We start from the raw sequence: 19,894 nt of genomic DNA, 5'->3' as shown, positions 1-19,894 counted from the left end.
AACGGGGCTATGTCTGAACTGACTACAATCGCTCGCCCCTACGCCAAGGCTGCTTTCGAGTTTGCCGTTGAGCACAAGGCGGTTGACCAATGGCTGGAGATGCTCGATTTCGCCGCTCAGGTGGCAGAAAACGAGACCATGCACAGCCTGGTAAACGGCTCCGTTGCTGCCGAAGAACTGGCAAAGCTGTTTGTCGGTGTCTGCGGTGAGCAGCTCAACGAGCACGGTCAGAACCTGATCCGGGTGATGGCCGAGAATGGTCGCTTGGGTGTGCTGCCGGCGGTCGTTGCCGAATTCGTCGCGCTCAAGGCTGAACTGGACAAAGAAGTTCAGGCTGACGTGATTTCGGCGATCGAACTGACCGACCAGCAGAAAGCCAATATTCAGGCTTCTCTGGAACAACGTCTCGCGCGCAAAGTGAAGCTGAATTGCAGCACAGATGCGTCCTTGATGGCCGGGGTGCTCATCAAGGCCGGTGATCTCGTTATCGACGGCACGGTCCGCGGTAAGCTGGATCGCATGGCCGATGCGCTGCAATCTTGATTGGGGTATTAGAGCATGCAACTGAATTCCACTGAAATCGCCGAGCTGATCAAGCAGCGCATTGCGCAGTTTGATGTCAAAAGCGAAGCGCGTAACGAAGGTACCATCGTTTCTGTAAGCGACGGTATCATTCGTATCCACGGTCTGGCCGATGCCATGCAGGGTGAGATGATCGAGCTGCCGGGCAACCGCTTCGCTCTGGCATTGAACCTGGAGCGTGACTCCGTTGGTGCCGTAGTAATGGGTCCCTATGCCGATCTGGCCGAAGGGATGAAGGTAAAGGGTACCGGCCGCATTCTGGAAGTGCCGGTCGGTCGTGGTCTGTTGGGCCGGGTGGTCAACACCCTGGGTCAGCCGATCGACGGTAAGGGTCCGGTAGACAACGACGGCTTCTCGCCGATCGAAGTGATCGCCCCGGGCGTTATCGAGCGTAAGTCTGTTGACCAGCCAGTCCAGACCGGTCTGAAAGCCATCGATGCCATGATCCCTATCGGTCGTGGCCAGCGTGAGCTGATCATCGGTGACCGCCAGGTTGGTAAGACCGCCATCGCCATCGACACCATCATCAACCAGAAAGATTCCGGCATTAAGTGCGTCTACGTTGCGATCGGCCAGAAGGCCTCCACCATCGCCAACGTGGTGCGCAAGCTGGAAGAGCACGGCGCTCTGGCCAACACCATCGTGGTCGTGGCTTCTGCCTCCGAAGCGGCTGCTCTGCAGTACCTGGCTCCCTACGCCGGTTGCTCCATGGGCGAGTACTTCCGTGACCGCGGCGAAGACGCACTGATCATCTATGATGACCTGTCCAAGCAGGCCGTTGCCTATCGCCAGATCTCCCTGCTGCTGCGCCGTCCGCCTGGACGTGAAGCTTACCCGGGTGACGTCTTCTATCTGCACTCCCGTCTGCTGGAGCGTGCTGCTCGCGTCAACGCCGAGTACGTAGAGAAGTTCACCAATGGTGCCGTGAAAGGCCAGACCGGTTCCCTGACCGCCCTGCCGATCATCGAAACCCAGGCCGGTGACGTCTCTGCGTTCGTTCCGACCAACGTGATCTCCATCACCGACGGCCAGATCTTCCTGACCTCCCAGCTGTTCAACTCCGGTATTCGTCCGGCGGTTGACCCGGGTATCTCCGTATCCCGTGTGGGTGGTGCTGCTCAGACCAAGATCGTCAAGAAGCTGTCCGGTGGTATCCGTACCGCGCTGGCCCAGTACCGTGAACTGGCGGCATTTGCCCAGTTCTCTTCCGACCTGGACGATGCCACTCGCAAGCAGCTGGATCACGGTCAGAAAGTCACCGAGCTGATGAAGCAGAAGCAGTACTCTCCGATGAGCGTGGCCCAGCAGTCCCTGGTGCTGTTCGCCGCCGAGAAGGGTTATCTCGCCGATGTCGAACTGAGCAAGATCGTCGACTTCGAAGCCGCTCTGCTCTCTTACGCCAATACCCAGCATGCCGAGCTGATGGCTGAAATCAATGCCAAGGCCGACTACAACGACGCGATCGTTGGCAAGCTGACTGCGTTGCTGGATGACTTCAAGGCAACCCAGACCTGGTAAGCGTGTGTGGCAGCGCAAGCTGCCACCTGATGGAGAGAAGAGATGGCCGGCGCAAAAGAGATACGTAACAAGATCGGGAGTGTGAAGAACACTCAGAAGATCACCAGCGCTATGGAAATGGTGGCAGCGAGCAAGATGCGCCGTGCGCAGGAACGCATGTCTGCCAGCCGTCCGTACGCTGAAACCATGCGCAAGGTGATCGGCCATATCGCTCAGGGGAACTTGGAATACAAGCACCCCTACCTCATCGAACGTGAGGTGAAGCGAGTGGGTTACATCGTCGTCTCCACCGACCGTGGCCTGTGTGGTGGTCTGAACATCAACCTGTTCAAGGCTGCCCTCAATGATATGAAGCAATGGAGCGCGAAAGGTGCCAAGGTTGACCTGGCATTGATCGGTAACAAGGCCTCCAACTTCTTTGAACGGCACGGCGCCAAGGTGAAAGCCCACGTCTCCGGACTGGGTGATAACCCGAGCGTCAATGACCTGATCGGTTCAGTGAAGGTCATGCTGAAGGCTTACGACAACGGTGAGATTGACAGGCTGTATCTGGTGTACAACAAGTTCGTCAACACCATGGTTCAGCAACCAAAAGTCGATCAACTGCTGCCTTTGCCCGTAACAGAAGACAGCAAGCTCGCCAAGAAGCACCACTGGGACTACCTCTATGAGCCGGATCCCAAGCAACTGCTGGATACCCTGCTGATTCGCTACGTCGAATCCCAGGTCTACCAGGGTGTGGTAGAAAACTTGGCAAGTGAACAGGCAGCCCGAATGGTTGCCATGCAAGCCGCGACTGACAACGCCGGCAACCTGATTAACGATCTGCAACTGGTATACAACAAGGCCCGTCAGGCCAGTATTACCCAGGAGCTCACAGAGATCGTTTCCGGTGCTGCTGCGGTGTAAGGCAAGGGTTATCAAAGGTTTAGAGGATTTGACATGAGTAACGGTTTCATCGTCCAAATCATCGGCGCTGTGGTGGACATCGAGTTCCCGCAGAATGCCGTGCCCCAGGTGTACGATGCACTGAAGGTTGTCAGCGAAGGCCAAGGCCAGGGTCTGGTACTGGAAGTTCAGCAACAGATCGGCGGCGGCGTCGTGCGTTGCATCACCATGGGTTCCTCCGACGGTCTGCGTCGTGGGTTGGAAGTAGTTAACAGCGGCAAGGCCATCCAGGTACCGGTCGGTACCTCGACCCTGGGCCGTATCATGAACGTACTGGGCGACCCCATCGACGAGAAGGGTCCGATCGGCGAAGAAGAGCGTTGGTCCATCCACCGCGAAGCCCCCAGCTACGAAGATCAGTCCAACAGCACCGAGCTGCTGGAGACCGGCATCAAGGTTATCGACCTGGTATGTCCGTTCGCCAAGGGTGGTAAGGTTGGTCTGTTCGGCGGCGCCGGTGTAGGCAAGACCGTCAACATGATGGAGCTGATCCGTAACATCGCGATCGAGCACAGTGGTTACTCCGTGTTCGCCGGTGTAGGTGAGCGTACCCGTGAGGGTAACGACTTCTACCACGAGATGATGGAGTCCAACGTACTGGACAAAGTATCTCTGGTTTACGGTCAGATGAACGAGCCGCCCGGAAACCGTCTGCGCGTGGCGCTGACCGGCCTGACCATGGCCGAGAAGTTCCGTGACGAAGGTCGTGACGTGCTGTTCTTCGTGGACAACATCTACCGTTACACCCTGGCCGGTACCGAAGTATCCGCACTGCTGGGCCGTATGCCCTCCGCAGTAGGTTACCAGCCGACCCTGGCCGAGGAGATGGGTGTTCTGCAAGAGCGCATCACCTCCACCAAGACCGGTTCCATCACCTCCGTACAGGCCGTTTACGTGCCTGCGGATGACTTGACCGACCCGTCTCCGGCGACCACCTTCGCCCACCTGGATGCGACCGTCGTACTGTCCCGTCAGATCGCGGCACTGGGTATCTACCCGGCCGTTGACCCGCTGGACTCCACCTCCCGTCAGCTGGATCCGCTGGTGGTTGGCAAGGAGCACTACGAGACCGCTCGTGGCGTTCAGACCGTACTGCAGCGCTACAAGGAGCTGAAGGACATCATCGCCATCCTGGGTATGGATGAACTGTCAGAAGAAGACAAACTGACCGTAGCCCGTGCCCGTAAGATCGAGCGTTTCCTGTCCCAGCCGTTCTTCGTGGCAGAAGTGTTTACCGGTTCTCCGGGCAAATACGTGCCGCTGAAGGAAACCATCCGTGGCTTCCAGGGCATCCTGAAGGGCGAGTATGACGATCTGCCGGAGCAGGCGTTCTACATGGTTGGCGGCATCGACGAAGTCGTCGAGAAGTCCAAGAAACTGTAAGCCTCGATAGGAGGGCCCATGGCTGAGATGATCTCCTTTCACCTGGATGTGGTGAGCGCCGAAGGAAAACTGTTTTCCGGTCGCGTGCAATCTGCCCAGGTATCAGGCTCCGAAGGTGAGCTGGGTCTCCGCCACGGTCATGCTCCGTTGCTGACTGCCATCAAGCCGGGCCTGGTCCGCTTGATCAAGCAAAATGGTAGCGAAGAGGTGCTGTACATCTCCGGCGGCATGCTGGAAGTACAACCCGAAGCCGTGACCGTGCTGGCCGATACCGCCATTCGCGCAGACGATCTGGATGAGGCGAAAGCCCAGGAAGCCAAGCGTCGTGCCGAAGAGCGGATCAACAGCTCCCATGGTGATATCGACTATGCTCAGGCGTCTGCCGAGCTGGCCAAAGCGATGGCCCAGCTGCGGGTTATCGATATCGTCAAAAAGAATTACCGCTAATCACGGTGATGCAAAAAGCGACCTTCGGGTCGCTTTTTTTTTGCCCGTTGGATAGACTCCGCCCAGCATTTCCACCTGTTTCAAAGGCTAGCTATGTCTCTCAACGTCGTGATCCTGGCTGCGGGCAAAGGCACCCGCATGCGTTCCTCCCTGCCCAAGGTGCTGCACCCCGTTGCCAGCAAGCCCATGGTCTCCCATGTGATCGATACCGCCCGCCAGATCGGTGCCGAACAGCTGCACCTGGTCTATGGCCACGGCGCCGAACTGCTGAAGGAGCGGATCCAGGCATCCGACCTGAACTGGGTGCTGCAGGCCCAGCAGCTGGGGACCGGCCATGCCGTTGCCCAGGCCATTCCGTTCTGGCATGACGAAGACGACGTGCTGGTGCTCTACGGCGATACCCCGCTGATCCAGCCCGAGACCCTGCAACGGTTGCTGGCCGCCAAGACCGACGATGGTATGGCGCTGCTGACCGTGGTACTGGACAACCCGACCGGCTATGGCCGCATCGTGCGGGAACATGGTCAGGTGGTCGGCATTGTCGAGCAGAAGGATGCCAACGTCGAGCAGCTGGCCATCCGCGAAGTGAACACCGGCGTGCTGGTGGCCAACGGTGGTCAGCTACGTAGCTGGCTCTCCCGCCTGGACAACAAGAATGCCCAGGGCGAGTTCTATCTGACTGACGTCATCGCCATGGCCCATGGGGATGGCTGTGCCATCGCCGCCGTCCACCCTGACAGCACCATGGAAGTGGAAGGGGCCAACAACCGGGTGCAGCTGGCGGCGCTCGAGCGCAGCTACCAGCAGATGCAGGCCGAGAAGCTGATGATCGCTGGCGCCACCCTGATCGATCCGGCCCGTTTCGATCTGCGCGGCACCCTGGAAATCGGGGAGGAGGTGGTGATCGACGTCAACATCATCATCGAAGGCAAGGTGGTGCTGGGCAATCACGTGCGCATCGGTGCCGGCAGCGTATTGAAGGATTGCGTGATCGGCGACCACACCGAGGTGAAACCCTACTCCGTCATCGAAGGTGCGCAAATTGCCGACCAGTGCTCGGTCGGGCCCTTTACCCGCCTGCGCCCGGGTGCCGTGCTGGAGCAGGATGCCCATGTCGGCAACTTCGTCGAGATGAAGAAGGCCCGGCTGGGGGTTGGCTCGAAGTGCGGTCATCTGACCTATCTGGGGGATGCGGACGTCGGCGCCAAGGTGAACATCGGTGCCGGCACCATCACCTGCAATTACGACGGGGTGAACAAGTTCCAGACCATCATCGAGGACGATGTGTTTGTCGGCTCCGATACCCAGCTGGTGGCGCCGGTGCGCATCGGCAAGGGGGCGACCCTGGGAGCGGGTTCCACCATCACCAAGGATGTGGCGGAAAACGAGCTGGTGATCACCCGGGTGCCCCAGCGCCACATTCCCAACTGGCCCCGTCCGGTCAAGAAGAAGTGATGCCCGATCAATGAAATGCAAACCGGCGCCCGAAGGCGCCGGTTTTTTTGCTTATGGCTGATGACTGGTGTCACTGGTCGATGGCTGGGGGGCCGCCCATGCGGTGGCGGAGGGACTGCTCTCCATCACCTGATACCAGTCGAGCTTGCGAGTCAGCCCCATGACCAGCGCCAGGGTGGCGAACAGCAGCAGGGCGCCGAGCAACAGGGCTGTCTCCTCGGCCTGCAGCAGCCCGAACAGAATGGCGTAGACCAGCCCCAGCAGGGCGGCGAATCCCATGCCCTGTTTCGGGCCGCCCAGCACATGGCTCAGGTAGAAGCCGTTGAGGGCCACACTGGCCAGGGCGGCAATGAGATAGGCCCAGGTAAAGCCGAGATGCTCGGTCAGCGCCAGCAGCACCAGATAGAAGATGGCCAGCCCCATGCCCACCAGTGCGTACTGGATGGGGTGTACCCGCAGCCCTTTTAGCAGCTCGAACATGAAGAAGCTGATGAAGGTGAGGCCGATGAACAGCAGGGCATATTTGGCGGCCCGCTCGTTCAGCTGATAGTGATCCACCGGTTGCACCAGGCTGACGCTGAATGACGGCAGTTTGGTGTCCGCTCCCTTCATCATGCGGTTGAAGCGGCTCTCCATGTCGGTGGCGAACCAGCTGGTCTGCCAGCTTGCCTCGAACCCTTGATCCGCAAGGGTGCGTTCACCGGGCAGAAAGTCGCCGAGAAAATTGGGATGGGGCCAGTTGCCGTTCAGGTGAAACCGGCTGTCCTGTCCGAGCGGCACCACTTCCAGCGCATTCATGCCCTGCAGATCCAGCTCGATGTGAAAGCGGCCATCTTCGTCTGGCAAGGCGTCGAGCGGGGCATGGATCCCCACTCGCCCGTCCCCCAGCTGGGCACCAGGGGCAAACGGGATGCGTTGCTCCCCCCATTGCAGTTCGGGTACGCGGCTGATGCCCCGGGCATCGGAGAGGATCAGGCTGAGATAGGGTTTGCCCGGCACCAGGGCGGGATCCGCCGGGTCGAAGCTCAGGTTCGGGTTGCCGGCCACCAGCCCTTTGTCAGCCAGGCTGGTGGGCATCAGGCCGGAGAGGGAGAGCCGACTGTGATAAATCTGGGCCTGATAGATGCCGAGCTTGCGCGGAGTCACCTCCATGCTGGCCCGCACGTCCAGCCTCTGGGGCAGCAGGTAGCGATAGACCTGCTCCTTGCGCACGAAATGTTTGCCATCCTGCTCGACGGTGATGGCCCGGGTATAGGGCTGCACCAGTACGGGCCCCATCAGGCGCTGTGGCCCGCTGTGGCTGGCCATGATGCTGTGAATGGCCTGATTGCGATAGGCCTGGCGCTCCCGATTCAGCTCCATGATGGCGTGAACCGGGATCATCATCAGCAGGCAGAGCAACAGCAGCAGGGCGATCTTGTGGGTGAAAATCTGTTTGACCATGACACGTCTCCTTGTTGTTGAACGGGAGTGTGCCGGGGTCGCGTGAAGGGAGGATGGGGCAGTGTGAAGCGGTGGTGAAGGGGGATAAAAAAACCGGCGCCAGGCGCCGGTTTTGCTGGCATCAGAGTGTCTTCAACCGGGCCGGCAGGGCGGCGAACACCTCCTCCCTGGCCCTGAGGGAAGCGAACTGCTTGCCCGGCTTCTGGATAACGGTGTGGACGAAGATGAGCGTCTTGTCCTGTTTGCTGGCCCAGCCGACGAACCAGCCGATCTGCTGCTCCCTGTCCAGGCTGCCATCCAGCAGCTTGGGGTAACCCATGCCGGTCTTGCCGTGGATCTGCCAACCGTCGATGTCGGGCTGACGCATCAGGTTGGCGGTATGGCGCAGGGTCTTGGCGGAGACCGGCAGCTTGCCGCTCACCATCTTGCCAAGGAAGCGGGCTTGCTCCTGGGGGCTGATGGCGAGGCTGGCGCTGAGCCAGGCCTGGGTCAGACCGTCGTGCTTGCCCGGGTTGCCTTCGAGATCCCGGTTGCCGTAGTCGAAGCTGTCCACGTAGTGCTGGAAGCGAGCCTCTCCCAGCCACTCGGTGAGGCGCTGCGAGTACCAGATGACCGAGAATTGCATCCAGCTGCTCGGGGTGGTGGTCTGTTTCCACTCCGGCAGGAAATCAGGATCACCGGCCTTGAACGGCAGGGCCGGCAGTTGTTCATCCACCAGAAAGCCGCTGTCATAGCCCATCAGTGCCAGCGGGATCTTGAAGGTGGAGGCCGGGGTCAACTGGGCGGCACAGTCCCCCAGGGTGCTGACGGGTTTGCCGGTGCCATCGGCAAACAGCATGCAGCCAGAAGCGGCGCTGGCAGGCAGTGCACAGAAGAGGCCAGCGGCAAGCAGACCGGACAACAGCATACGGGGCATATCTATCTCCTTGATTAATATGAATGCGCATCGACGGGGACGGTCGTCATCGAGGAGGTGCAGCTTAGCCCGGCTCTGTGTGCTTGGTGTGAAGTGTCCTCAGTTGCCGGGCAGCCAGAGTGTGGCCAGCACCCCCCCGTCCGGCTGATTGGCAAGAGCAAGATGGCCGCCATGCTGGCGTGCCACCTCCATGGCAAAACTGAGCCCGAGGCCGCTGCTCTTGCCCTTGTCTGGCCTTGGCAGGGAGTAGAAACGCTCGAAAATCCTGGGCAGCGCAAAGTCGGGAATGCCTGGCCCCTGATCCCGCACCCGGTAGCAGTAACCCCCCTCCTCCATGGCGCCGCTCAGCACCAGGGTACTGCCGGCGGGGGCGAAATCGAGGGCGTTGTCCAGCAGGTTGCCAAGGGCCTGCTCCACCAGCAGGGGATCCCACTTCTGCTTCTGACCTTCCCCCAGCTCGGCGTGCAGGGCGATCTGGCGGCGCTGGGCCTGGATCTGGCGGGCATCGAGCACCCGTCTGCCCAGCCGGGCCGGCTCAACGGATTGTCTGTCCAGCCCCTGCCCTGATTCGAGGCGGGCGAGTTGCAGCATGCGCTCGATCAGCTGCTGCATGCGGGCCGTCTCCAGATTGATGTTGCCGATAAAGCGCTTTGCGATGTCCGGCGGCGGCGCCTCGGCCAGGATCTCCCCCGCCCCGCGAATGGCCGCCAGCGGGCTTTTGAGCTCGTGGGTCAGGCTGTGGACATAGGCCTCGATATAGGCCTTGCCGTCCAGTTGGCGGCGCATGGTTTCCAGGGAGTGGCCTAGCCTGTCCAGTTCGGGGCTGTAGAGGCGCGGCAGGCTGGCGGGCTGACCCTGGCTGATTGCATCCGCATAGTGCACCAGCTTGCCGATGGCGCGGTTGAGCCACCACACCAGCAAGGCGCCGATGAGCAGCGAGATGAACAGCAGCAGGGCCGCCCCTTTCAGCAACTGCTGTTCGCTGCGCTCTATCATGGGCTGCAGGGTGCTGTTGGGCTTGGCGACGGTGAGGGAGCCGAGGATGTCATCCCCTTCCCGCAGCGGGGCGGCCACGTGCATCACCGAGCTGGCGGGATCGTCGGGGTCGCTGCGGGTGCTGCGGGCGCCATATTCGCCACGCAGGGTCAGGTAGACGTCGTTCCAGCGCGAGTAGTCCTTGCCCAGATCCACCCCGTCCGAGTCGTAGACCACCCTGCCTTTTGCGTCGGTCACATAGATGCGGTACTCCGCCTGCTGCTTGAGGTGGCCATCGATGAGGGCATTGATGGGACTCTGGTTGAGGCGGGCGAAGGCGCTGGCCAGCCGGCCATTCGCCATCTTTCCTTCCTGCATGTCGTCCAGGGCCAGGGGGGCCAGCATCTGGGCCATGTCCACCAGGGTATCTTCGGTGGCGCTGCGTACCCCGGGCTTGATCTCCTCGACGAAGATCTCCAGCACGAACCAGGCAGCCAGCGCGAAGATCAGCACCAGCCCGCACAGCAGTTGCAGCCCGATCCTCATGGCGTCCTCCGGTCGGTGTCAGGCCATCCTCTGTTCATGCCAGCTCCAGGCTGTAGCCGAGCCCGCGGTGGGTCAGGATCAGGTTGGCGTCAGGGTCCCGCTCCCGCAGCTTGGCCCGCAGAGTCTTGATGTGGGTGTCGACGGTGCGATCCAGGCTCTCCTCCGCCCCGCTCCACACCAGATCCATCAGCTGCTGGCGGGAGTAGACCCGGCCCGGCGCCTGCATCAGGGTCTTGAGCAGCAGGTATTCGTAACGGGTGAGCGCCAGCGGCTGGCCGTGAAAGCTGATGCGGGCCCGCTCCTCGTCCAGCGCCAGCAACTGGCTCGGTGGGGGCGTGGTTGGCTGGCTGCGGCGCAGGATGACCCGCACCCGGGCGCACACTTCCCGTGGCGAGAAGGGCTTGGCCACATAGTCGTCGGCGCCGATCTCCAGTCCGATCAGCCGGTCTATCTCCTCGCTGCGGGCGGTGAGAAACATCAGGGGAATATCGGTCAGTGCCCGCACCCGCTTGCACAGTTCGAAACCGCTGATATCCGGCAGCCCCACATCCAGGATCAAAAAATCCGGTCGCGTCTGTTCCAGTCGCGCCAGCAACGGCTGACCGAGGGGGAACCACTCCACCTCGAAACCATCGGTCTGCAGGGCATAGATCAGGGTATCGGCAATGCTGGCTTCATCTTCCACCAGCCAGATGAGTCGTTTTTGCATGGCGTCCTCGTCGCAAATCGGCTCCTCATTCTGGCATCGAACCAAATCGGATCCTATTTGCCGTTTGATTTTTCCCGAAAAGGCATTAATATTTCGTCATTCTTTCGAATCGAAACTTATAAATGACCAAACGCAACACACAGCAGCGCCGTCACACCATAGTGAGTCTGGTGCAGGAGCAGGGGGAAGTCAGCGTCGATGCCCTGGCCAAACACTTCGCCACTTCCGAGGTGACCATCCGCAAAGATCTGGCGGTGCTGGAGACCGGTGGCCTGCTGCTACGCCGTTACGGCGGTGCCGTTCCTCTGCCCTCCGAGATGGTGGTGGAGAGCAATCCCGAGCAAGTTTCGAAACGAAAGCTGGCGATCGCCCGTGCGGCCGCCGAACGGATCCGTGATCACAATCGCGTCATCATCGACAGCGGCAGCACCACCAGCGCCATGATCCCCATGCTGGGCAACAAGCGCGGCCTCATCGTGATGACCAACTCCCTCAACGTGGCCGGTGCCCTGCGCGAACTGGAGAACGAACCCACCCTGCTGATGACCGGCGGCACCTGGGATCCCCACTCCGAATCCTTCCAGGGGCAGGTGGCGGAGCAGGTGCTGCGCTCCTATGACTTCGACCAGCTGTTCATCGGTGCCGACGGCATTGACCCGGAACGCGGTACCACCACCTTCAATGAGCTGGTGGGCCTCTCCCGGGTCATGGCCGAAGTGTCGCGAGAGGTCATCGTCATGGTGGAGTCGGAGAAGATCGGCCGCAAGATCCCCAATCTCGAACTGCCCTGGTCCGGCATCCATACCCTGGTGACCGACGAGGGGCTGGCCAGTGCGGCCAGAGAACAGATCCAGGCCAGGGGGATCCAGCTGATTTGCGCCCCCGTGGCTGTTTGACCTGAACAAACCAATATCCAACCGAATTAACGTCTTACGTCTCAAGGAGAAGTGTATGTGTGGCATCGTCGGGGCCGTCGCCCAACGTGATGTGGCTGAAATCCTGGTAGAGGGTCTGCGCCGTCTGGAATACCGTGGCTACGATTCGGCCGGTGTCGCCGTGTTCAGCGCCAACCAGCCGCTGCAGCGGGTGCGTCGTCTGGGCAAGGTGGCCGAGCTGGCCAAGGCGCTGGAAGAGCAGTCCGTCCACGGTGGTACCGGCATTGCCCACACCCGTTGGGCTACCCATGGCGAGCCGTCCGAGCGCAACGCTCACCCCCACGTCTCCGAGCATATCGTGGTGGTGCACAACGGCATCATCGAGAACCACGAAGAGCTGCGTGAAGAGCTCAAGGCGCTGGGCTATGTGTTCAGCTCCGACACCGATACCGAGGTGATCGCCCACCTGGTGCACCACGAGCTGAAATCCGCCCCCAGCCTGCTGGCGGCCATGCAGGTCGCGGTGAAGCAGCTGCGCGGCGCCTACGGCACCGTGGTGATGGACAGCCGTGACGACAGCCGCGTGGTGGTGGCCCGCTCCGGCTCCCCGCTGGTGATCGGTCGCGGTATCGGCGAGAACTTCATCGCCTCCGACCAGATGGCACTGCTGCCGGTGACCCGTCGATTCATCTTCCTGGAAGAGGGTGACGTGGCCGAAGTGACCCGCCGCGACGTGCACATTTTCGATACCCACGGCGAGGCCGTGGTGCGCGAGGAGCTGGAGTCCGAGCTCTCCCACGATGCCGGTGACAAGGGTGAATACCGTCACTACATGCTGAAAGAGATCTACGAGCAGCCCAAGGCCATCACCAATACCCTGGAAGGTCGTCTGGGTTCGGATCACGTGGTGGTCGAGTCGTTCGGCAACGGCGCTCGCGCCATCTTCGACAAGGTCGAGCACGTCCAGATCGTCGCCTGCGGCACCTCCTACAACTCCGGCATGGTGGCGCGCTACTGGTTTGAAGAGATCGCCGGCGTCTCCTGCGACGTGGAGATCGCCTCCGAGTTCCGCTATCGCAAGTCGGTGGTGCGCCCCAACAGCCTGCTGGTGACCCTCTCCCAGAGCGGCGAGACCGCCGACACCCTGGCCGCCCTGCGACTGGCCAAGGAGTCCGGCTACATGAGCTCGCTGGCCATCTGCAACGTGCCGGGCTCTTCCCTGGTGCGTGAATCGGATCTGGCCTTTATGACCCGGGCTGGAGCCGAGATCGGGGTGGCCTCCACCAAGGCGTTCACCACTCAGCTGGCCGGTCTGCTGATGCTGGTGGCCTCGGTCGGTCACTGCCGTGGCAACCTGAGTGCCGCCGCCGAGGCCGAGCTGGTCAAGGCGCTGCAAGCCCTGCCGCTGCGCATCAAGGAGAGCCTGGCGCTGGCCAAGGATATCGAAGCCTTGGCCGAAGAGTTTGCCGACAAGCATCACAGCCTGTTCCTCGGTCGTGGCAGCCAGTACCCCATCGCCATGGAAGGGGCACTCAAGCTCAAAGAGATCTCCTACATCCACGCCGAGGCCTATGCCGCCGGTGAGCTGAAGCATGGCCCGCTGGCGCTGATCGATGCCGAGATGCCCATCATCGTCGTGGCGCCGAACAACGATCTGCTGGAGAAGCTCAAGTCCAACGTGGAAGAGGTGCGTGCTCGTGGCGGTATCCTCTACGTGTTCGCCGATGCTGATGCCGGCTTCAAGAGCGACGAGACCATGCGGGTGATGAGCCTGAATCACGTGGAAGAGATGATCGCGCCGATCGTCTATACCGTGCCGCTGCAGCTGCTCTCCTACCACGTTGCCCTCATCAAGGGCACCGACGTGGATCAGCCGCGCAACCTGGCCAAATCCGTGACTGTGGAATAAGCCGTCGCCGGAAATGAAAAGAGCCGCATTGCGGCTCTTTTTGTTTGTCTGGCTTGGTGGCCGTTACGACAGTCGCAGGTTGGTGATGGTCACGTCGTCCAGCGAGGGCACAATGATGCCGCTGGAGATACTCTTGGCGATCGCCTGGTTGCGGTTGCGCGAGTCCGTCTTGTTGGTGACCTGATTGAGGTGGAAGTTCACGGTTCGCTCGCTGATGCCGAGGATGGTGGCGATCTCCCAGGAGGTCTTGCCCTCGCTGGCCCAGAACAGGCACTCCTTCTCCCGATCCGACAGCTCGGCCAGGTATTTCATCAGGTCTGGCCTGGCCTTGATGAGGGTCAGGGCCGAGTTGAAGATGTAGCTGGCACAGAATGACAGCAGGGGAACGTTTTCAAACATCAGATCGGAATTGGACTTCTCCTTGCTGATGAAAGAGAGGATGCCGTGTTCCCCCTGCGGCGTGTGCAGCGGGAAGGAGACGCCGTTCCTCACCCCGAAGTCGGCGGCGAGGTTCATTACTTCCCTGCTGGCGCTGGGCAACCAGGGGGCATCACAATCGAGCTTGTTCCAGAAGATGGGCTGGGTCTGCTTCAGTCCCAGGAAGACGACCGGATCCTGGGTCAGGTAGTGTCGTTCCGAATAGGCATCAAACCAGCTGGTGGGGCAGTTGTTGAACAAGGCCACATGGGATTTCTGCATACTGATGGGGAAAATAATCAGCAAACGGAAGTAATCAAACCCCATCTGATGACTGAAGCGCTCCAGTTGTTGCTGGATCTCGCTGGTCTTCTTCGCCTTGGTGAACCGATCTATGTGTTCCCAGATCGCATCGTTAAACATGTAAGTCTCCTTTTTCGATCACTTATCTTGCTGATCGAAAAGACATTTTTTAGTTATTTAAAATGGTGTTGCGACTACCAACGCCAGTTATTCCCGTACTTGTCTAAAAAGTATCCTGTTTTTTCGGCCAGAGGCCAAGAAAATCATCTGATTGCCAGTGACCCTACTCTTTGAGACAATGAGAATAGTTATCATTGTTAAGATTTATATCATGAACAAGTTTTGGGGTCTGGCCTTGTTACCCATGGCCGTTCATTGCGTCGTGTCCGCCGACGAAGTGGTTGCGCCAGCATTGAAGAACAGTATCGCCGACGGGAAAGCCTCCCAGCTGCGTGTGGAGAAAGCCGCCGATGGAGCCGTCGCCGCCAGGATTGAGCTGCAAAATGCCCAACTGCAACTGCGGGATCTGGAAGCCTACAACCGCTACATGCAGTCTCTGGTGGCCGATCAGCAAAACGAGCTGGGCAAGCTGAGCCAGCAGTTGGAAGCGGTACAGGAGACCAGGCAGGGGCTTGTCCCCCTGATGCTGCAGATGCAAGCCGATCTGGAACAGCTGGTACAGGATGACATCCCGCTGCGCAGGGAGGATCGTCTGGCGCGGGTTGCTGCCTTGAAAGCGACGCTGGCCAGAGCCGATGTGAGCGAGGCGGAGAAGTTCCGCCAGCTATTGCAGGCCTATCAGATTGAAGCCGAATACGGCAGCAGGCTGGACCATTATTCCGCCGAGCTGGTGCTGGATGGCGCACCGCGCCGGGTCGATGTGCTGGCTCTGGGCCGGGTCTCCCTGCTGGCGATGACCGCCGATCGCTCCCAGGCGTGGCGTTGGTCTGCCGAGCACAAGCAGTGGCAAGCCCTCGACGGCCAGTGGCTCTCCCCCATCGCCGAGGCGTTGGAAATGGCTGCCGACAAGAAAGTTCCCCAGTTGTTGAATGTCCCCCTTTCCGTCAGCCGTGGTCAGGAGGCCCAGTCATGAGCGTCACCATGAAGTGGTTACCCCTTGCCCTCGCCCTCTCTCTGGGCACCACAGCCGCCGTGGCCGAGGAAGCCTGGCAGCAGCAGGAACAGGCCCGTGAACAGAAGGCTCAGCAGGATCTGGCGTCTGTCTCCAGGGAGCTGAGCACTGCCCGTACCAAGCTGGCCGAGGCCCAGCGCCTGAGCAAGGAGCTGGCCAGCCAGTTCGCGGCCAATGAAAAGCAGCTGGTGGAGCTCAATACCCAGTGGGAGCAAGCCTCCGGCGACATGAACGACATCTTTGCTGTCACCCGTCAGGGGGCAAGCGATGCGGTCAAGCTGCTGAGCGAATCCGCCGTCGAGGGCCAGTATCCTGATCGCCTCGCCCCGCTGAAAACCATGGCACAGGATAAACAGGTGCCTGATCGCGCCGCCCTTGCCCTGCTGCCAGCCACCTTGCTACAGGAGATCCGCGAATCGGGCCGGGTTGCCCAGTTCAACGGCAAGGTGCTTGATGCCCAGGGCGTTGCCAGCGAGCAGACGTTGACCCGGATCGGCAGCTTCGCCCTGCTGGGCGATGCTGGTTTCTTGCAACCGGAGGCCGAAGGCCTGAGTCCGGTGCTGGGCCTGCCAGGCAGCGTGCTTTCCGCTGTGGCCGCTTATCAGGGTCAGGAGGGAGAAGCGTTGCCGCTGGATCCCTCCCACGGTGTTCTGCTCGATATGCTGGCCCAGGCGCCCACCTTCTGGCAGCAAGTCCAGCAGGGCGGCCAGGTCGGCGCCATCATCGTGCTGCTGGCCGCTATCGGCCTGGGGATCGCTGGAGTACGGCTGTGGAGCCTCTCTCGCGAACTGGGTCGGGTTCGTCGCCAGCTCAAGAGCGGTGAATATCATGCCGACAACGCCCTCGGCCGGGTGCTGACGGTGGCTGACAAGCATCCAGAACTGAGCATGGAGACCCTCGAACTGCGTCTGGATGAGGCGATCCTGCAGGAGACCCCTCGCCTGGAGCGCGGCATCGGCATGGTCAAGGTGATCGCGGCCATCGCCCCAATGCTGGGTCTGCTCGGGACAGTGACCGGTATGATCGGCACCTTCCAGGCCATCACCCAGTTCGGTACCGGCGATCCCAAGATCATGGCGGGCGGCATCTCCATGGCCTTGGTCACCACGGTGCAGGGTCTGGTAGCGGCCATTCCGCTGATCCTGGCCCACAGCCTGTTGCAGTCCCGTTTCACCGAGCTCTCCAACGTGCTGGAACAGCAGGTGGCCGGGATCCTGGCCGAGCGGGCCGAAAGCAATGGTGACAGGGTGGAGCGGGTAGCATGATGCTCGACATCTGGCAGCAGTTGCAGAGCTTCATGGGCCGTGGCGGCCCGGTGCTCTGGGTCATTCTGGCCTTGCTGGTGCTGATGTGGATTCTGATGATCGAGCGGCTGCTCTACCTCAACCTGGGGTTTGCACCGTTGCAGTGTCAGCTGCTGGGCCGCTGGCAGGCGCGTCGCGAGCGTCACAGCTGGCACGCTCGCGCGATTCGCGGGCGCTGGCTGGCAGAAGTGGAGCTGGCGCTCAACCGTCATCTGATCTTCATCCGCACCCTGGTGGTGCTCTGCCCCATGCTGGGGTTGCTGGGTACAGTGACCGGCATGATAGGCGTATTCGATGCGCTGGCTGCGGCCAACCGCTTTAACCCGGAGAGCATGGCGGGAGGGATCTCCCGCGCCACCATCCCCACCATGGCAGGCATGGTGGTGGCCCTCTCCGGCGTGTTGTTACTTAGCCGGCTCGAGAGTCAGGCCAAGCGTGCGCTGGCCAAGACCCGGGACGGCCTGCGAGAAGAGAAGGTAATGCAATGAGACGGCAATCCAAACGCCAGCGTGACGAAGTGCAGATCGACATGACCCCCATGCTGGATATCGTCTTCATCATGCTGATCTTCTTCATCGTGACCACCTCCTTCGTGCGCGAAGCCGGGCTTGAGGTACACAGACCCCAGGCCAGCCAGGCCAAGGCGCAGAAATCGTCCAGCATCATGCTGGCGATCGGCGCTCAGGGGCAGATCTTCCTCGACCGCAAACAGGTGGATGTGGAGCGGGTGCAGGCCACCCTCGCCCGACTGTTGGCGGAGCAGCCCGAGGCAAGCCTGGTGATCCAGGCCGATGAACGGGTACCCCACGGCAAGGTGGTGCGGGTGATGGATGAAGCCAAGGCGGCAGGCATCGCCAACATCGCCGTAGCGGTGGCACCGAAATGAAACACAAGTTGATGAGCCTGGGACTGGGGACCGCCCTCAGTCTGGGCATCCTGTTGTTCATGGCCACCCTGGTGGAGCCGCCCGGAGGGGAGAAGGCGACTACAGAGCAGAAATCCATCGTCATCAACATGCAGAACGAGGTGACCGAGGTACAGGTGCGTGAGCGGCCGGTACCCCAGGAGCCGGAACCCTTGCCGGAGCCGCCTGCCGCGCTGGCTTCGACACCGATGCCCATGCCGGCGGCGGCCCCGCTGCCTTCGGTACAGCCGAGCCTGGATCTGGTCTCGACCCTGAGTGCGGTACAGGTCTCCGCCCCTGGCGTGGCGACCAGTCCCACTCCGGTCGCGAGCGGCAATTTCCATGGTCAGCAGCAGGGCGCTGGAATCGGTGCCAGCGACCTCTTGATGCCACTACAACGGGTTGAGCCCGTTTATCCCTACCGGGCCCAGCAGGCAGGCATCGAGGGGTCCGTGACCTTGCGTTTCAGCGTCGATGCCGACGGCCGGGTACAGGATGTGGAGGTGGTCGAGGCCAAGCCGAAGCGCCAGTTCGAGCGAGCGGCCATTCAGGCGATCAACAAGTGGCGCTATCAGCCTAGGCCGGGCGCCACCGACAAGCTGGTGCAAGTCATCACGCTCAAATTCAAATTGGAGTCATAACCATGTTGCGGATCTGGATCTGTCTGCTGGCCCTGGTCAGCCAAGCCTGTCTGGCGATGGAGGTGAGCCCTCATTTCTCCCGCCAGCTGGAGCCCGTGATGAAGCTCTATCAATCCGGCAAGTGGCAACAGGCCCAGAGCAAGGCGGCTGTGCTCAAAGCCGGTTCCGAGGCTGAGCACGCCTGGCTGGCGCAGTTACAGGCCTCTCTGGCCGCCAACCTGCAGCAGACCGCACAGGCGAGTCGCTACGTGGAGCAGGCTCTTGCCTATAAAGAGTGGCCAGAGCAGCAACGACTTCAGTTGTTGCGTCTGCGCGGGGATATCCAGGCCCAGCAATCCAACTGGTCCGGCGCCATCGCCAGCTACAAGGCCGCATTGGCCATCAAGGCTGACGATATCTTGCGTCTGCGCTTGGCTGGCCTCTATTACCACAACAAGCAGTACGGCGAGGCAGCCAGCCAGAGTGAACAACTGTTGAAGAAAAGCTGGCAGAAGCAGGCAGCCATCATCCGCCTCTCTGCCCTCACTGCATTGCAGCGTTACGGCGTGGCTGCGGATCAGGCCGAAGAGTTGATCCGCCGCGAGCCGAAAGAGAGCAAGTGGTGGCAGCAGGCGGTGTCGCTCAATCTCTCCGCCAAGCGTGGTGATCGAGCGCTTGCACTGCTGCAAACCGCCATCGACCGTCAGCTGATGGATGATGCCGCCGCCCGCAACCAGCTGATCCGCCTGTATGCCTGGCAGGGGCTGCCCTATCGCGGTGCGCGTCTGCTGGAGTCTGCCATGGCCAAGGGACAGATGAAGCAGAACGCCGAGAACCGACAATTGCTTGCCCAGTTGTGGGAAGGGGCGCGTGAGTGGCCGAAGGCTGTGGACAGCTGGCAACTGCTTGCCCGGGAACATGCTCACCCCAAGGCCGCCATGCGAGCCGCCGAACTGCTGCTGCAACAGGGCAAGACGGATGCCGCCATGACCCAGCTCGCGGCCATCAAGTCGGTGAAGGGAGAGCAGGGCAACAGAGCCAAGGCCCTGCTGGTGCAGGCACATCTCAATAAAGAACAATATGCTCAGGCGCTGGTGTTGGCTCGCGAGCTGCAACAGCAGAACAACTGGCAAGAAAGGGCGACCAGCTGGGTCAACTACATTCAGGCCCAGACTGACGGTATGAACAAAAAAGCGGCATGAAACTGGGGTAAACTCTCATTTCATGGGGTTTAGCCTGCTTTTTCAGCAAACGAGCGCATTTTTACAAAAAGCCCTTGTCATCCCGGCGCGGCTCCCTATAATGCGCCCCTACCAGCACGGCGGAACACGCCAACCTGATGAGCCAGCTTCCTTAGGAAGTGGGCGCCGAAAGAAAAGCGAAAACAACCGCTTGACTTTCGAAGTGAGGAGTGTAAGATGCGCCTCCTCAACGCGATAAGCGTGACGCTCTTTAACAATTTGAATCAAGCAATCTGTGTGGGCACTCACAGCATCGAGCATCAAAAA

Annotated in this window: 19 protein-coding genes; 14 read left to right on the top strand and 5 right to left on the bottom strand. The window is 60.9% G+C overall.

Annotated features, from left to right (window positions below; translation table 11 throughout):
• The first annotated feature begins 9 nt into the window (after nt 1-9).
• The 6 genes from atpH (at nt 10) to glmU (ending at nt 6,333) form a co-directional block, all read left to right on the top strand.
• Nucleotides 10-543: a F0F1 ATP synthase subunit delta gene (gene atpH / locus AB5Y47_RS12725; protein ID WP_010672263.1), complete on the top strand. Its 534-nt coding sequence runs from the start codon at nt 10-12 to the stop codon at nt 541-543.
• A gap of 15 nt (nt 544-558) precedes the next feature.
• The gene (gene atpA, locus AB5Y47_RS12720) at nt 559-2,100 is read left to right on the top strand and encodes a F0F1 ATP synthase subunit alpha (protein WP_010672262.1); all 1,542 of its coding nucleotides are present in this window, start codon (nt 559-561) and stop codon (nt 2,098-2,100) included.
• 42 nt (nt 2,101-2,142) lie between these two features.
• Entirely contained in the window at nt 2,143-3,009 is an 867-nt protein-coding gene (gene atpG / locus AB5Y47_RS12715) for a F0F1 ATP synthase subunit gamma (RefSeq protein ID WP_010672261.1), read from the top strand.
• Nucleotides 3,010-3,042: 33 nt separating this feature from the next.
• Nucleotides 3,043-4,431 (top strand): F0F1 ATP synthase subunit beta, encoded by a 1,389-nt coding sequence (gene atpD / locus AB5Y47_RS12710; protein WP_010672260.1) that lies wholly within the window; start codon nt 3,043-3,045, stop codon nt 4,429-4,431.
• An 18-nt stretch (nt 4,432-4,449) separates the two neighbouring features.
• Nucleotides 4,450-4,878 carry a F0F1 ATP synthase subunit epsilon gene (locus tag AB5Y47_RS12705; protein ID WP_010672259.1) on the top strand — a complete coding sequence of 143 codons (429 nt, stop codon included), beginning with the start codon at nt 4,450-4,452 and terminating at the stop codon, nt 4,876-4,878.
• A 93-nt stretch (nt 4,879-4,971) separates the two neighbouring features.
• The gene (gene glmU / locus AB5Y47_RS12700) at nt 4,972-6,333 is read left to right on the top strand and encodes a bifunctional UDP-N-acetylglucosamine diphosphorylase/glucosamine-1-phosphate N-acetyltransferase GlmU (RefSeq protein ID WP_368220286.1); all 1,362 of its coding nucleotides are present in this window, start codon (nt 4,972-4,974) and stop codon (nt 6,331-6,333) included.
• 51 nt (nt 6,334-6,384) lie between these two features.
• Here glmU and creD read toward each other — a convergent pair whose 3' ends face one another.
• The 4 genes from creD to blrA form a co-directional block, all read right to left on the bottom strand.
• Entirely contained in the window at nt 6,385-7,776 is a 1,392-nt protein-coding gene (creD, locus tag AB5Y47_RS12695) for a cell envelope integrity protein CreD (RefSeq protein ID WP_319886054.1), read from the bottom strand.
• 121 nt (nt 7,777-7,897) lie between these two features.
• Nucleotides 7,898-8,692 (bottom strand): class D beta-lactamase, encoded by a 795-nt coding sequence (gene blaOXA, locus AB5Y47_RS12690; protein WP_160839298.1) that lies wholly within the window; start codon nt 8,690-8,692, stop codon nt 7,898-7,900.
• A gap of 99 nt (nt 8,693-8,791) precedes the next feature.
• Nucleotides 8,792-10,213 carry a beta-lactam sensor histidine kinase BlrB gene (gene blrB / locus AB5Y47_RS12685; RefSeq protein ID WP_368220285.1) on the bottom strand — a complete coding sequence of 474 codons (1,422 nt, stop codon included), beginning with the start codon at nt 10,211-10,213 and terminating at the stop codon, nt 8,792-8,794.
• A gap of 34 nt (nt 10,214-10,247) precedes the next feature.
• On the bottom strand, nt 10,248-10,922 hold the full coding sequence (gene blrA / locus AB5Y47_RS12680) for a beta-lactam response regulator transcription factor BlrA (RefSeq protein WP_368220284.1): 675 nt from the start codon (nt 10,920-10,922) through the stop codon (nt 10,248-10,250).
• A gap of 122 nt (nt 10,923-11,044) precedes the next feature.
• On the opposite strand from blrA, the gene AB5Y47_RS12675 reads away from it, so the two are divergent.
• The gene (locus AB5Y47_RS12675; RefSeq protein WP_017410463.1) at nt 11,045-11,818 is read left to right on the top strand and encodes a DeoR/GlpR family DNA-binding transcription regulator; all 774 of its coding nucleotides are present in this window, start codon (nt 11,045-11,047) and stop codon (nt 11,816-11,818) included.
• Between the two features lie 55 nt (nt 11,819-11,873).
• Nucleotides 11,874-13,706, top strand: a complete 1,833-nt coding sequence (gene glmS / locus AB5Y47_RS12670; protein ID WP_017410462.1) for a glutamine--fructose-6-phosphate transaminase (isomerizing) — start codon at nt 11,874-11,876, stop codon at nt 13,704-13,706.
• 63 nt (nt 13,707-13,769) lie between these two features.
• On the opposite strand, the gene AB5Y47_RS12665 is transcribed toward glmS, so the two are convergent.
• Nucleotides 13,770-14,546 carry a LuxR family transcriptional regulator gene (locus AB5Y47_RS12665; protein ID WP_010672236.1) on the bottom strand — a complete coding sequence of 259 codons (777 nt, stop codon included), beginning with the start codon at nt 14,544-14,546 and terminating at the stop codon, nt 13,770-13,772.
• 211 nt (nt 14,547-14,757) lie between these two features.
• Here AB5Y47_RS12665 and AB5Y47_RS12660 point away from each other — a divergent pair, with 211 nt between their 5' ends.
• The 6 genes from AB5Y47_RS12660 to AB5Y47_RS12635 are packed head-to-tail and all read left to right on the top strand — an operon-like array spanning nt 14,758 to nt 19,588.
• Nucleotides 14,758-15,519 (top strand): DUF3450 domain-containing protein, encoded by a 762-nt coding sequence (locus AB5Y47_RS12660; protein ID WP_045522614.1) that lies wholly within the window; start codon nt 14,758-14,760, stop codon nt 15,517-15,519.
• Nucleotides 15,516-16,823 carry a MotA/TolQ/ExbB proton channel family protein gene (locus AB5Y47_RS12655; RefSeq protein WP_039040619.1) on the top strand — a complete coding sequence of 436 codons (1,308 nt, stop codon included), beginning with the start codon at nt 15,516-15,518 and terminating at the stop codon, nt 16,821-16,823. Before AB5Y47_RS12660 ends, AB5Y47_RS12655 begins: the two co-directional genes overlap by 4 nt.
• Nucleotides 16,820-17,350, top strand: coding sequence for a MotA/TolQ/ExbB proton channel family protein (locus AB5Y47_RS12650; protein WP_049637204.1), 531 nt, complete (start codon nt 16,820-16,822; stop codon nt 17,348-17,350). Before AB5Y47_RS12655 ends, AB5Y47_RS12650 begins: the two co-directional genes overlap by 4 nt.
• Nucleotides 17,347-17,748 carry a biopolymer transporter ExbD gene (locus tag AB5Y47_RS12645; RefSeq protein WP_010672232.1) on the top strand — a complete coding sequence of 134 codons (402 nt, stop codon included), beginning with the start codon at nt 17,347-17,349 and terminating at the stop codon, nt 17,746-17,748. Before AB5Y47_RS12650 ends, AB5Y47_RS12645 begins: the two co-directional genes overlap by 4 nt.
• Nucleotides 17,745-18,407 (top strand): energy transducer TonB, encoded by a 663-nt coding sequence (locus AB5Y47_RS12640; protein WP_049637203.1) that lies wholly within the window; start codon nt 17,745-17,747, stop codon nt 18,405-18,407. The genes AB5Y47_RS12645 and AB5Y47_RS12640 overlap by 4 nt, the downstream gene beginning before the upstream one ends.
• A 2-nt stretch (nt 18,408-18,409) precedes the next feature.
• A complete protein-coding gene (locus AB5Y47_RS12635; RefSeq protein WP_049637202.1) occupies nt 18,410-19,588 on the top strand; it encodes a hypothetical protein in 1,179 nt (392 codons plus the stop codon).
• The last annotated feature ends 306 nt before the right edge of the window (nt 19,589-19,894 follow it).

Source organism: Aeromonas sp. R7-2 (assembly GCF_040908105.1).
GTDB classification, from domain to species: domain Bacteria; phylum Pseudomonadota; class Gammaproteobacteria; order Enterobacterales; family Aeromonadaceae; genus Aeromonas; species Aeromonas caviae.
This window is presented reverse-complemented; position numbering and strand designations above follow the sequence as displayed.

What these genes read in the sequence shown, in the direction of transcription:
- AB5Y47_RS12660 (WP_045522614.1), top strand. Translation starts at nt 14,758, where the DNA reads ATGAACAAGTTTTGGGGTCTGGCCTTGTTACCCATGGCCGTTCATTGC.
- atpD (WP_010672260.1), top strand. Translation starts at nt 3,043, where the DNA reads ATGAGTAACGGTTTCATCGTCCAAATCATCGGCGCTGTGGTGGACATC.
- AB5Y47_RS12665 (WP_010672236.1), bottom strand. Translation starts at nt 14,546, where the DNA reads ATGTTTAACGATGCGATCTGGGAACACATAGATCGGTTCACCAAGGCG.
- creD (WP_319886054.1), bottom strand. Translation starts at nt 7,776, where the DNA reads ATGGTCAAACAGATTTTCACCCACAAGATCGCCCTGCTGCTGTTGCTC.
- AB5Y47_RS12635 (WP_049637202.1), top strand. Translation starts at nt 18,410, where the DNA reads ATGTTGCGGATCTGGATCTGTCTGCTGGCCCTGGTCAGCCAAGCCTGT.
- blrA (WP_368220284.1), bottom strand. Translation starts at nt 10,922, where the DNA reads ATGCAAAAACGACTCATCTGGCTGGTGGAAGATGAAGCCAGCATTGCC.
- blaOXA (WP_160839298.1), bottom strand. Translation starts at nt 8,692, where the DNA reads ATGCCCCGTATGCTGTTGTCCGGTCTGCTTGCCGCTGGCCTCTTCTGT.
- AB5Y47_RS12705 (WP_010672259.1), top strand. Translation starts at nt 4,450, where the DNA reads ATGGCTGAGATGATCTCCTTTCACCTGGATGTGGTGAGCGCCGAAGGA.
- AB5Y47_RS12675 (WP_017410463.1), top strand. Translation starts at nt 11,045, where the DNA reads ATGACCAAACGCAACACACAGCAGCGCCGTCACACCATAGTGAGTCTG.
- glmS (WP_017410462.1), top strand. Translation starts at nt 11,874, where the DNA reads ATGTGTGGCATCGTCGGGGCCGTCGCCCAACGTGATGTGGCTGAAATC.
- AB5Y47_RS12645 (WP_010672232.1), top strand. Translation starts at nt 17,347, where the DNA reads ATGAGACGGCAATCCAAACGCCAGCGTGACGAAGTGCAGATCGACATG.
- AB5Y47_RS12640 (WP_049637203.1), top strand. Translation starts at nt 17,745, where the DNA reads ATGAAACACAAGTTGATGAGCCTGGGACTGGGGACCGCCCTCAGTCTG.
- AB5Y47_RS12650 (WP_049637204.1), top strand. Translation starts at nt 16,820, where the DNA reads ATGATGCTCGACATCTGGCAGCAGTTGCAGAGCTTCATGGGCCGTGGC.
- atpG (WP_010672261.1), top strand. Translation starts at nt 2,143, where the DNA reads ATGGCCGGCGCAAAAGAGATACGTAACAAGATCGGGAGTGTGAAGAAC.
- atpH (WP_010672263.1), top strand. Translation starts at nt 10, where the DNA reads ATGTCTGAACTGACTACAATCGCTCGCCCCTACGCCAAGGCTGCTTTC.
- AB5Y47_RS12655 (WP_039040619.1), top strand. Translation starts at nt 15,516, where the DNA reads ATGAGCGTCACCATGAAGTGGTTACCCCTTGCCCTCGCCCTCTCTCTG.
- blrB (WP_368220285.1), bottom strand. Translation starts at nt 10,213, where the DNA reads ATGAGGATCGGGCTGCAACTGCTGTGCGGGCTGGTGCTGATCTTCGCG.
- atpA (WP_010672262.1), top strand. Translation starts at nt 559, where the DNA reads ATGCAACTGAATTCCACTGAAATCGCCGAGCTGATCAAGCAGCGCATT.
- glmU (WP_368220286.1), top strand. Translation starts at nt 4,972, where the DNA reads ATGTCTCTCAACGTCGTGATCCTGGCTGCGGGCAAAGGCACCCGCATG.